This window comes from Rouxiella silvae (genome assembly GCF_002093625.1).
GTDB classification, from domain to species: Bacteria; Pseudomonadota; Gammaproteobacteria; order Enterobacterales; family Enterobacteriaceae; genus Rouxiella; species Rouxiella silvae.
The window spans coordinates 58,056-70,599 of sequence record NZ_MRWD01000011.1 but is presented as its reverse complement, the minus strand read 5'-3'; the positions used below and the strand labels follow the sequence as shown (position 1 = coordinate 70,599).

Below are 12,544 nucleotides of genomic sequence, written 5' to 3'. Positions count from 1 at the left end.
AACGTAAGCCTGATATAGGGTTTAAATTTAGGTTAAACGTTTTATCTTCAACTGCTATAAAGAGAGCTTGACGAGGCAGTTGTCTCGTTTAATGCATTGATAACAGGATTAAGCGGTAAGTCATGAGCCATAAAAAAATCACCATTACGGATGTGGCACTGGCGGCCGGAGTATCGGTCGCTACCGTCTCACTGGTGCTCAGCGGTAAGGGGCGTATTTCGCAAACCACCAGTGAGCGGGTGAATCATACCATTGACCAGCTTGGCTTTGTGCGCAACCGGCAGGCTAGTTCGCTGCGCGGCGGCGAGTCAGGCGTGGTGGGTCTGATCGTGCGTGATATTTGCGAGCCATTTTACGCCGAGATGACGGCGGGTTTAGGTGAGATGTTTGAAGCGCAGGGTAAAGTGCTATTTCTGCTGCAAAGTGGACCGGCCGCCAGCGGACTGGCGCGCTGCTTCGACACGTTGTTGACCCACGGCGTTGACGGAATTGTGATTGCCGGCGGTATTCATTATCTCGACGAAAAAATGCGTGCCAAGGCCGTGGAGCAGGGCGTGCCGCTAATATGCGCCTCCCGTTCCGGTGGAACTGAGGGCGTGGATTTAGTGCGGCCTGATAATATGCAGGCGGCTAAAATGGCCACTGAATACCTCATTCGCAAAGGGCATAAGCAAATTGCCTATTTGGGTGGGTTAGGCAACTCGTTAACACGTGCAGAACGTCTCGGCGGTTTTTGCGCCACTTTGCTACAGTATGGTCTGCCTTTTCGCAGCGAATGGATTATTGAGTGTGATTATCAGCATCGGCTGGCGGCTGATGCGGCAGAAGATTTACTGCGTCGCTATCCAAAAATCAGCGCCATTGTCTGTCATAAATCATCCGTGGCTCTAGGGGCTTATTTTGGTGTGCTACGCACCGGTAATCAGGTGGCAGGCGGGTCGCTCAATAGCCTGTTCCAAAAACAAGTCGCTCTGATTGGCATTGAGGATTCGCCTGAACTGGCGCTGACTGAACCCCCGTTAACGGCGGTATCGAACTCCGCACGTGAAATCGGGCATACCACCGCCAGAAGGCTGCTGCTGCGCCTTGCGGGGCAAAATCTGGAAACTCAGGATATTATTATTCATTCAACAATCATCGAGCGGGGATCGGCCTGATTGTCTGGAGGAAGGGCGGCGCAAAGCCTACACTTTGCGCCGTAGTACGGAGTCTTTACTGGGCCGGTGCGGTTGGCACTGGCGCGTCAGGCTGCGCGGGCACTGCTTGCTGTTGAGGTGCTGGCTGAGCCGGTATTTCCGGTCCACCAAACACGCCAAACAGACCAGCAAACTGCTGGAGGCTCATTTTCTGACCGTTTAAGTCAACCTGGTTGTCAGCATAGTGGAAAGTGCTGGTAATCGCGTTGTCTTGCAGGGTAGTCAGCTTGAACATCTGGCCCATTGCTGCCAATCCTTGAACCTGCTGCTTGGCCAATTTTTCGGCGTCGTCACCGCTGTAACCTTCAACTTTCGCGGTTTGGGTGGTCAACTCAGTGGCCATATCAACCGGGATAGTCAGCTTGGCATCAACCTTGCTTACTAACTGGGAAATCAGCTGATCTTCAGTCTGCGCCGGCGTTGTCGAAGCCGCGGGATCTTTCATATCAAGCTGCAGCGTGAAGGTGCTTTCACCTTTGCTGTTTTTCCAGCTCAGTGGATCAATGGTGATGCTTGGATTACCCTTGAGCAAAATCGGCAGATTGGACAGCAGCATCGCGGTAACCTGCTGCTGATAAACCTGCGGATCGAGCTGCTCAGACTGCTGCATCAGCTGCATAACCTGCTGATTGTAAGTGTCTGAGAACTGCTTCAACGCCTGTTCATCCAGCTTGTCTATCTTGAGGCTAAGCTTACCGGAACCAAAATCAGCCCCCTGAATTTTCAGAGAGTCGAGGCTGTAATCTATCTGGCCTTTCAGGTTTTGCTGATCTTCGCCAAAGTTGCTTTTCAGCTTGAAGCCTGCCAGCTGTGCAGCGTCTTTGCCGTCAATGTTGATACCGATATTGTCCACGTTCAGGCTGCCGTCGCCAACGGATACCTTGAACTGCCCCTGATGGGTGTTGCTTGTCAGGTTGAGGCCCGACAGCGTCACTTTTTCAAGTTGTCCCCACTGATTGGGTGAGGTGAACGAGAAGCTGTCAGTTTTGGCGTCGAGGTCCATCTTCTTCATGTCTTTGGCAACGTCGAGATTGACCGTTGCGCCGGAAAACTCAAACTTGCTGGTATTTTTCTGGTAATCGACCGGCAGTAAGTGGATAACCGACGCAGTGTCACCGCTGTAGCCGACGCGGGTATCGGCGTTGACCGGCGATTTGCCTTTGGTCACGTCAAACAGGTCCTTCACCGTGGCATTATTTTGCAGCTCGGTATGCACCGAGGCCATGCTTGGGATCAGATTGAGTTTTTTAAGCTGTGCTGCCGGGAACGGACCGTGATCGATAGATTCCAGGAAAGCAATTTCATCACCTTGTTTCAGGACATTTTCAGGCGCATCGCCATCGGGCTGAAGCACGAAGCGCACGCTGCTGCTGAACAGGCCGCGTTGATAGTCTTGATAAACCAGCTTGACGCCGGCGCGAGGATAATGCGCTTTAAGCTGAGTGTTGGCATCGGCAACCACTTCGCCCATGTGCTGCTCGAGCATCTTGCCCGTGTACCATGAGGTGCCTGTCCAGGCTGCGCCAAGTACAACAATGACGCTTACAGCGACTAACGATTTTTTCATAGTTCTGTTCATCCTTTTAACTACTATCTTTAACGACAGCCTAAATATCAGAACGTTAAGGGTATCAAACTTAACGCCATTCTGCTGTCATTGTGGTAGAAAAACCGACCAAACGGCAAACATTTAGGAAAAATGCCCTTTATGACCCGCGTTATAATGAATAAAAGTTAGCCTAGCTGGTTAAACACGCGCGCTATTCGGCCGTTGCCGCTGGCGCTCACTGGCGAGTCTGTGGCCGGAATATAACAAGATTCGCCAGGGTGCAAAACGACCTGCTGCTCGCCTTTATAAAGTACCGTTTGCCCCTCAACACAGAAGATAATGGCCGCGCTTTCCTGAGCCAGCGTTTGCGGTTCAGCGCCCAGCGTATGCAGTGAGAAGGCAAAATCTTCGACTGGGATTGGGAAAATCAGTTCACTGCCGCGCTGCTCCGGTGTCGTCAATAGCGTATTGGCCGGCTTTGCCACAAACTGCAGATTGGCCAACAGCTCGGGAATATCTATGTATTTTGGTGTCAGTCCGGCGCGAAGCACGTTGTCGGAGTTGGCCATCACTTCCAGCGCTACGCCCTTGAGATAGGCATGCGGCGTTTCAGCGTACAGGAACATTGCCTCACCGGGCTGAAGTTCGATAACGTTGAGCAGTAAAGGCGAGAACAGGCCGCTGTCGCCAGGGTAGTCAATGGCGATGCTGCGAAGAGTATCCCAAGGCTCGCCGTGTTGGCTTTGCAGGGCATTATCAAGAATGTCCAACGCCAGTGATTTACTTTCACCGGTCATGCTGAGAAGGGCAGCAAACAGCGTTTTAAGGTGTTCAAAATCAGGGTTAATCAGAAAGCGGGCAATGTCCGGATGTGCGCCGGCAACCGGCTGTAGCAGCGATTGAATTTCACCCAGTTCACGAAAACCGTTCATTGCAGCAAACGGCGTGAGGGCAAAAACCAGCTCAGGCTTGTGATTGGCATCCTTATAATTGCGCTCGGCCGCATCGATAGGCACACCGGCCTTGTTCTCTTTCTCAAAACCGATAACCGCATTACTTTTGCTTGGGTGAACCTGAATAGACAGTGCCTGATTGGCACACAGTACCTTAAAAAGGAATGGCAGTTCGCCAAATCGGCGGGCCACTTTCTCACCCAGATTGGCGTTTAAATCCTGGCTAATTACGTCACGCAGCGAGATTTGATTACCTTGGGCATCTTCCACGCGAGAGCTGCTTTTAGGGTGAGCACCCATCCACAGTTCGGCCATCGGTTTCCCGTCCGGATTGGCAATACCATAAAGCTCGCTCAGTGCGTCAACACTTCCCCAGGCGTAATTTTGTACATTGTTATGCATCTTATTCATTAGTGGGTCTCAGTCTCAGAAAGAAATAGGTGACAAGTAAACAATGAGTAAAGTCGTTTTAGCAACTGATAATGAATAAAAAGTGCGATGGCAGCCAAATCCGATAATTCCTTCAACAACTGGTTAACCTTATGGTTATAATTGCCTATCCGTCGGCACGGCATTGGGAGCGTCGTCGGTACCCTGCAACCTATAATTTTTTGAAGAAACCGCGTAAGGAGACAGTAATGGCAGCTCATCGCATTGAAAAAGACTCAATGGGGCCAATCGAAGTTCCGGCAGACAAGCTTTGGGGAGCTCAGACCCAGCGTTCACTAGAGCATTTTCGTATTTCAGAAGAAAAAATGCCCAAAGCGCTGATCCACGCACTCGCTCAGACTAAACGCGCCGCCGCTACCGTTAACATGGATTTAGGCCTGCTGCCGTCCGAGCGTGGTAATGCAATCATTGCCGCCGCCGACGAAGTGCTGGCAGACAAGCACGTCACCGAGTTCCCGCTTTCTATTTGGCAAACCGGTTCCGGCACCCAAACCAACATGAACATGAACGAAGTGCTGGCCAACCGCGGCAGTGAGATCCTCGGCGGCGAGCGCGGCGAAGGTCGTTTGATTCACCCGAACGACGACGTGAATAAAAGCCAGAGCTCCAATGACGTATTCCCGACGGCAATGCACGTTGCAGCGGTGGTTTCAGTTCGCGAACACCTGATCCCTGAATTGAAAGAGCTGCATAAAACGCTGAGTGATAAAGCAGAAGCGTTTAAAGATATCGTTAAAATTGGCCGTACTCACTTGCAGGACGCCACACCGCTGACCCTGGGTCAGGAAATTTCCGGTTGGGCTGCCATGTTGGCACATAGTCTGGTGCACATTGAAGCCAGCATCCCGCACATTGCCGAACTGGCGTTGGGCGGCACGGCGGTAGGCACCGGTTTGAACACTCACCCTGAATACGCCGTGCGCGTGGCCAAGGCGATTGCCGACCTGACTAAACAGCCATTTGTCACTTCGCCAAACAAATTTGAAGCTCTGGCTACTTGCGATGCCTTGGTTCACGGCCACGGTGCGTTGAAGGGCCTTGCAGCCTCACTGATGAAAATCGCCAACGACGTTCGCTGGCTGTCTTCAGGCCCACGTAGCGGCATTGGTGAAATCTCTATCCCAGAAAACGAACCAGGCAGCTCAATCATGCCGGGCAAAGTTAACCCGACACAGTGTGAAGCGATGACCATGCTTTGCGCACAGGTGCTGGGTAACGACGTTGCGGTTAACATTGGTGGCGCGTCGGGCAACTTTGAGCTTAACGTATTCCGCCCAATGGTGATCCATAACTATTTGCAGTCAATTCGCCTGCTGGCCGACGGCATGCGCGGTTTCAATGAACACTGTGCGGTAGGCATCGAGCCAAATCGTGACCGTATTACCCAACTTCTTAACGAATCTCTGATGCTGGTTACCGCCTTAAACACCCATATTGGCTATGACAAAGCGGCAGAAATCGCCAAGAAAGCCCATAAAGAAGGCCTGACCCTGAAAGCTTCAGCGTTGAAGCTGGGGTATCTGACCGAAGCTCAGTTTGATGAGTGGGTTCGCCCGGAAGATATGGTTGGCAGCATGAAAAAATAACCTTTTTATTATAAGTTAATAAAAATTAGCTTATAAAATAATGGGTAACTCACAGCTCTGCCTCTCAACAGGCAGAGTTTTTTTTATTTTAAATCGGCTGATCGGTGTAAAGATGTAGACGTTTAATCAATAGATTCAATGCCTGAGACTCCGGTTTAAATTTATGCTTAACCGCACTGGCGTCGTAGTTTGGCAGTTCACCGAGCTTAGGAATTTGCATCATCGGGCTGCGAGGGCATAGGGCAATCAAGGGTGAAGGGCAGGGATGTTGCACCTGTTTTTGGCTGTTTCGATACCACACGCGCGCAATTGGTTGAACTTTAACCGGCCGTTTTATCTTTAAAATGGCGTGCGCGGGCAGGCTTTGCACGTCGTTTATCTCTCGGGTCACGTTTGCCATCCACTGTTCGCGCGTATAGGGCGGCACAGAGCGGCCAGCGGCGAGGCTCTTTTCAAGCTGTTTAAGCAATTCATCGCGACTCAGGTTTTTAATAATGTGCTTATTGGCCCAGCCGAACCTGACAGAGTCCGGTTCCAGCAGATAGCCAATCGAACGGTAGGCGTTTAGCGTAATCAGCCCCCGCAGCTGGCTGTGCACAAAATCAAAACGCTGGTCGGCAGGCAAACCAGACTCCACAGTCACGATGTGTTCGAGTTCACTCTTAAGCTTGTTGACTTCCTGTATCAATAGTTGAGCCGCTTGATACTCAGATTGATCTACCGCATAGCACAGTACGCCTGGGAGCCTGACCGCTGATTTACTGCTAATATTCAACCCGTTATGATGGATGAATAATTTTTGAAAGTGCTGTAAAGCGAGCTGGTGGGCGGCCTCGCCCTGATGCGCTGTCACCTCAATAATTGACGCCGGATTATGTTCGCTGCCTTTTTCAATATCAGGAAGAGAGAACACCCGCGCCTGTAATAATTCCAGTTGATTAAGAAAGCGAGCCAAGTCTGCCGTCGACAGTTCCAACTCCTTAAAACACTCGTTTAAGCGCAATTTCAAATCGTAGCTCGCCATTACCCCTCCAATTAGTTACAACATACAATATAGTACAGTAACCTTAACGGTGCATACTTAAGCTTCTGAGAAAGAATAATGCCTGCCAATAACCATCAACCAACATAATTTAGTTACAACATACATTTATCGGTTGATAAAGTACAGTGCACACCTCAGCGTCAAAGCTTGATTCGCTTTGTAAGATAGAAAGGGATTTGAACGTTAAGCGAGGTTGATTGCGTGGGAAAGGGTTGCGACTCAACTCAACCCTTTAGTGACTCTGTGCGACATTTTAACTGCGGATAATGCGCGATTCCGGCAGTTTCATCAGTCGATATCCAATGCCAACCGCAATAATCAGCATTACGCAGATATAGCCGGTGATCCCAGTCCAGGAAAATTTATTCCAGAATACGCCGCCTAATGTACCCGCAACGCTAGAGCCGGCGTAGTAGCAAAACAGGTAAAGTGATGATGCCTGGCCTTTGGCTCGGCGGGCGCGTTTACCAATCCAGCCGCTTGCTACCGAGTGAGCGGCAAAGAATCCCGCCGTGACCATCGCCATGCCGATAAATACTAACCAAACTGACGTAAATGCAGTGACCAATATCCCAACCAGCATCATGATCAGTGCACCAATCAAGATGGGTCCACGGCCGTAGACGGCGGTTAATGCCCCCGCTTTTGGCGAGCTATAGGTCCCCATTAGGTAGGCAATCGACAGAATACCTACCAGCGCCTGGCTGAGGTGATAGGGCGCGCCAAGCAGTCGATAACCAATGTAGTTAAACATGGTCACGAAGCTGCCCATTAGCAGAAATCCTTCGGCAAACAGCAAGGGAAGCCCGCTGTCACGCCAGTGGATCCTGAAATTTATCACTAACTTGCGTAGGCTCAGTGAGCTGGCTCGAAAATGACGAGAAGCGGGAAGTATTTTCCAAAACATACTGGCGGAGAGTAAGGCTAATACGCCGATAAAGGCTATAGCGACGCGCCAAGAGACAAAATCGGTCAGTACACCCGTCACCAGACGACCACTCATCCCGCCAATTGAATTACCGCTAATGTACAATCCCATTGAGAAGGCGACTACGCTAGGATGTATCTCTTCACTCAGATAAGTCATTGCCACCGCGGCAACGCCGCTTAGCGAGAGGCCAACCAAAGCACGCATCACCAAAATAGCGTGCCAACTGGTCATCACCGAACAGATTAATGTGCAGGCAGCGGCAAGCATTAGGCCTACAACCATTACATTTTTACGACCAACAGCATCCGAAATAGGCCCTGTGAACAGCAAACCGATGGCCATCAGGCCCGTTGCCGCGGAAAGTGAAAGGCTGCTTGCCGCCGGCGACACACCGAAATCCAGGGAAAGTACAGGCATTATCGGTTGCACGCAGTAAAGTAGGGCAAAGGTAGCCAGTCCAGCCGAGAACAATGCCAGTGTTACACGAATAAACTGTGGCGTACCACGTTTAATGAACAGGTCTTTTTCTTGCGGCGATACGTGCGGTATTGAAACTTGCAGTTCGTCATCATTTACCGATTGGCCAGCCGCTGGGGTTGCGGACTGCCGATGCGTGATGTTCACTTTTTATCCTTAGTAGAATACTTTGAAACCATAAAGGCGGTGTCAAAAAATTTTACGCAGAATTGAATACTTTTTCTAATATATTAATTACTATCATTTGATATCTTAAAGATCTCAATGAGGTTTTTGTGAACAATATTGAACTAAGGCATCTACGCTATTTCATTGCCGTGGCCGAGGAGCTTCATTTTGGACGTGCAGCAGATAAGCTAAACATGTCTCAACCCCCTTTGAGCCAGCAAATTCAATCACTTGAATCGCAAATCGGTGCCGTTCTGCTTTATCGTAACAATCGCAGCGTACGACTGACCCAAGCCGGAGAGATGTTTTTGAAAGAGGCTAAGGGCATAGTTGGAAAAGTGCATGACATCTCGGAGCAGGCGGCACGTATCCATCGCGGCGAGGAGGGGAAATTGACCATAGGACTGACTTCGTCGGCACCATTTCTGAAGAAAATCTCGCGCACTTTTCAGCGATTCCGCATGGCCCATCCTCAGGTGAATATTCGTATAGAAGAACTAAACAGTCAGCAGCAGATGGCACCTTTAGTTGCTGGGACGCTCGATCTCGGTGTTATGCGTAACGGCATATTGCCTGACGTATTGCAGCACCACATACTCAGATCAGAACCTCTCGTGGCGGTAGTACCCGCGGATCATCAACTGACGAAACTCCCTTTGGGTGAACTAACTTTCAGTCATTTGGCCGATCAACCGTTCGTATTTTTCTCAAAAGATGTAGGGACATCTTTATATGACGACATATTGCAGCGCCTTGCTCAGGCAGGCATTACGCCCTTTATTACCCAAGAGGTCGGGGAAGCGCTGACCATTATTGGCCTCATTTCAGCCGGTTTAGGCGTTTCCATTCTGCCAGCATCCTATAAACGAATACAGGTTGACGGCGTCAAATATCTTTCGTTCAAAGACGAGCAAGTTAATACGCAAGTGTGGCTGGTCAGCCATCGACACCGGCCACTTTCTGCTCCTGCCTCAGCACTGGCTAAAATGATGATGGAGGAGGGCGATTAAAAGCGAAATGCTGAAATTTCCCGCATTGACAAAGGTATTGTGTGCTCTAAATCACATATCGAATCAAATAGTTGAAGATAAATGACAAAAGCCACAACATAACCTTTAATATTTATTTCGAAGCGCGAAAAATAACGAGGCAAGTTGAGTGATAGTGGAAGGCCAGCCGGGACACATTGACCAAATTAAGCAAATTAATGCCGGTACAGTCTACCGACTAATAGACCAGTTTGGTCCAATTTCCCGCATCGAACTCTCCAAGAAGGCCCAGCTTGCCCCCGCCAGCATAACCAAAATTGTTCGCGAGCTTTTGCAGGCCCATTTAGTTCAGGAAACTGAATATCAGGAGCCGGGCAGTCGAGGTCGACCTGCGGTGGGGCTTATTCTCGACACCCAGGCGTGGCATTACCTTTCTGCACGCATCAGTCTGGGCACGCTTACGCTTAGCCTGCGCGATCTGAGCAGTAAACTGGTTGTTGAAGACATCGTACCTCTACCTGCCGAAAACCCCGTGCCTTTCTTGGACCGCGTTGTTGCGCATATCGACAGCTTCTTTATTCTTCATCAGCGCAAGCTCGAACGCCTCACGGCAATGGCAATAACCTTGCCGGGCATGATTGATGCTCCGCGCGGCATTATTCATAAAATGCCTTTCTATCCTGTTGAATCGGTGCCACTGGGTCCTGTGTTGGCCGAACGCAGTGGTCTACCGGTATTTATTCAGCACGACATTGCGGCATGGACCAAGGCCGAATCACTGTATGGAGCGTCGCGGGGCTATCGCAACGTTATTCAAGTCGTTATTGACGATAACGTCGGCGCTGGCGTCATCACGGGGGGGCAGGTATTACACGGCAATACCAGCAGCGTAGTTGAGATTGGGCATACCCAGGTTGATCCTTACGGTAAACGCTGTTACTGCGGCAATCACGGGTGTCTTGAAACTCTCGCCAGCATTGATAATATTCTCGAACTGGTCCGTCAGCGGCTTGCTGTGGCTAATAACTCGCTGCTAAATTCGCAGCTCATTACGGTAGAAAATCTGTGTGATGCCGCCAACCGCGGTGATGCACTGGCGCGCGATGTTATCATTGGTGTAGGGCAGAACGTTGGCAGAATTCTGGCTATTATGGTCAATCTGTTTAATCCAGAAAAAGTCTTGATCGGCTCACCGTTGAATCAAGCAAAAGCGATACTGCACCCGGCGATTATGTCCTGTATTCAGCAGCAGTGTTTACCCGCCTATAGTGAGAATATCCAGTTAGAATCCACTCAGTTCTTTAACCACGGAACTATGCCCGGCGCGGCGTTAGTAAAAGACGCACTGTATAACGGCTCACTTCTGGTTAAGCTGTTACAAGGTTAAGTGTCTGTTGCATGACAACCTCAACCATACGGCAACAATAAGTGAAAATTCGATAAAATAAGCGTTTTGTTACCTACGCACTGGATTGTTTGGGAGGGGCCGTTAACACAGCAAACCAATGGAACTGTTAATTTGAAATTATTTTCATGGGGTGAGGTTTTTGACCAGATCAAACCAAGTAGGGATCTGTCTTTTTTTATCAAGCGCTTTTTCGGAGGAATGGTTTTTAAATCATTAAAATAACATGAAAAATATCCTGCTTTCATTTTTTCTGTTTGGATTGTCAGCTTGTACACTGCATGCAGACTTCATTCCGGAAAAAAATAAGCTTAATGATGGTACGATAGGTAAGAATTATAACGAGCAAGTTACAGTAATAGGTGGTCGTGTTCTTTCTTATTCTATGGAAGGTAAAAAGGTATTTTTTGCTGATATCACTCCGGACAACATTGGGCTTGAGATAAAATATTGTGATGAAGCAGTGTCCAACAATTGTGTCCAGATCACAGGTGTTCCAACGAAGGGAGGAATTGTGAAAATACGCGTATCTGGTGGGTTAGGGGGCGGGATGTTATCCAGAACGGGTGAGTTCGATAAAACCTACACCCTTTTAATAAAAAATCCCGATGGTTCATTCTAAATTCTTTAAATTTTCGCCACCTGCATTTTCTCACCTTGAGTAAAGAGAACTATCTCGCGAGCAGTTTCCCGGAGTAGTACAGCTGAGGTATTTCCTGCATAAATAATGACTCGTAAACTTGAGATTGACTATCTTAATGATGAGCTATTTTGCTGTGATACCACAACAAAACCTTAACTCGACAAAACATTGCGCTAACGCAAGTTGCTCACTTTAACAATCACCTAGAATTTACGCATATTTGGTCATTTAAAATACACATTTGCCGCTTTCTCTCAAGGCGATTAATTATTAAATGGAGTTATTTTGGAGTAAACTGGACTATGTTAACGCATTTTTTTGTAACGGGTACGGATTCCCGTGTAGGTAAAACCATTGTTTCGCGCGCTCTGTTACAGGCAATGTCGGCGCAGGGGAAAATTGTACTAGGTTATAAACCTATTGCAACCGGTAGTCAGGAACTGGCGGATGGTGTACGTAATAAAGATGCGGTTACCCTACAAAAATCCTCTTCAATATCTTATCCGCTTGCAAAAATAACCCCGTTTGCTTTATCCGACGAGGACATTTTTACCAGCGAACTGCCGCTAGATCTCTTCGACCAGATAACAGCAGGCCTACAGTTTATGCGCCTTGAGGCCGATACCGTGGTGGTAGAAGGCTGTGACGGATGGCGAACATTAATCACTCCCGCTCAGTCCTATTCTGAATGGGTGGTACAAAGCCAAATGCCGGTGGTTTTGGTGGTTGGTATCCAGGAAGGCTGCGTGAGTCAGGCGTTAATGGCGGCGCAGTCTATCATTGCCGATGGCGTGTGCCTGTTAGGGTGGGTTGCCAATAGAATTAACCCCTGTCTGGCTCACTATGGCGAAACCATTGCCGCCATTAGGCAAAATATAGAGGCTCCCCTGTTAGGTGAAATCCCTTATCTTCCCCGTGCTGAGTCGCGCGAAATGGCTAAATTTCTTGACCTGTCACCCTTGGTCGGCCAATCGTCCTTAGCGAAAGCTGCGACTAATAATAAGTAATTCTTAACCGAGCAGAACGGCCTGAGTAAGTGACCCCTTTGGCCGTTTAACTTACTTTTCTACGTCACTTTATCTGCTTTACTCTATCGTAAAACATCGACAATCTGCTCGTCACTGCTCCTCTTTTGAATAAAATATACTCGCT

Annotated in this window: 10 protein-coding genes; 6 read left to right on the top strand and 4 right to left on the bottom strand. The window is 49.1% G+C overall.

The features are described 5' to 3' along the window. Positions 1 to 122 precede the first annotated feature (122 nt). Entirely contained in the window at positions 123 to 1,157 is a 1,035-nt protein-coding gene (malI, locus tag BS639_RS06505; RefSeq protein ID WP_084982608.1) for a Mal regulon transcriptional regulator MalI, read from the top strand. Between the two features lie 55 nt (positions 1,158 to 1,212). Here the strand turns inward: malI and BS639_RS06500 are convergent, their stop codons facing one another. Continuing rightward, positions 1,213 to 2,763: a YdgA family protein gene (locus BS639_RS06500; protein WP_084982607.1), complete on the bottom strand. Its 1,551-nt coding sequence runs from the start codon at positions 2,761 to 2,763 to the stop codon at positions 1,213 to 1,215. A gap of 167 nt (positions 2,764 to 2,930) precedes the next feature. Further along, complete coding sequence (gene manA / locus BS639_RS06495; RefSeq protein WP_084982605.1) at positions 2,931 to 4,109, bottom strand: mannose-6-phosphate isomerase; 1,179 nt, start codon at positions 4,107 to 4,109, stop codon at positions 2,931 to 2,933. 227 nt (positions 4,110 to 4,336) lie between these two features. Here manA and fumC point away from each other — a divergent pair, with 227 nt between their 5' ends. After that, positions 4,337 to 5,734, top strand: a complete 1,398-nt coding sequence (fumC, locus tag BS639_RS06490) for a class II fumarate hydratase (RefSeq protein WP_055772343.1) — start codon at positions 4,337 to 4,339, stop codon at positions 5,732 to 5,734. Positions 5,735 to 5,822: 88 nt separating this feature from the next. Here fumC and tus read toward each other — a convergent pair whose 3' ends face one another. Together tus and BS639_RS06480 are read right to left on the bottom strand one after the other, a co-directional pair. After that, complete coding sequence (gene tus / locus BS639_RS06485) at positions 5,823 to 6,758, bottom strand: DNA replication terminus site-binding protein (RefSeq protein ID WP_084982604.1); 936 nt, start codon at positions 6,756 to 6,758, stop codon at positions 5,823 to 5,825. Between the two features lie 274 nt (positions 6,759 to 7,032). Beyond that, positions 7,033 to 8,334 (bottom strand): MFS transporter, encoded by a 1,302-nt coding sequence (locus BS639_RS06480; RefSeq protein ID WP_084982602.1) that lies wholly within the window; start codon positions 8,332 to 8,334, stop codon positions 7,033 to 7,035. Between the two features lie 128 nt (positions 8,335 to 8,462). Between BS639_RS06480 and BS639_RS06475 the strand changes: the two genes are divergently transcribed. From BS639_RS06475 to bioD, 4 genes are all read left to right on the top strand, one after another. Beyond that, positions 8,463 to 9,365 (top strand): LysR substrate-binding domain-containing protein, encoded by a 903-nt coding sequence (locus tag BS639_RS06475; RefSeq protein ID WP_084982601.1) that lies wholly within the window; start codon positions 8,463 to 8,465, stop codon positions 9,363 to 9,365. A gap of 148 nt (positions 9,366 to 9,513) precedes the next feature. Next, on the top strand, positions 9,514 to 10,731 hold the full coding sequence (gene mlc, locus BS639_RS06470) for a sugar metabolism global transcriptional regulator Mlc (RefSeq protein WP_084982599.1): 1,218 nt from the start codon (positions 9,514 to 9,516) through the stop codon (positions 10,729 to 10,731). Between the two features lie 244 nt (positions 10,732 to 10,975). Then, on the top strand, positions 10,976 to 11,371 hold the full coding sequence (locus BS639_RS06465) for a hypothetical protein (protein ID WP_084982598.1): 396 nt from the start codon (positions 10,976 to 10,978) through the stop codon (positions 11,369 to 11,371). A 323-nt stretch (positions 11,372 to 11,694) separates the two neighbouring features. Continuing rightward, positions 11,695 to 12,399 carry a dethiobiotin synthase gene (bioD, locus tag BS639_RS06460; protein WP_055772330.1) on the top strand — a complete coding sequence of 235 codons (705 nt, stop codon included), beginning with the start codon at positions 11,695 to 11,697 and terminating at the stop codon, positions 12,397 to 12,399. Positions 12,400 to 12,544 lie beyond the last annotated feature (145 nt).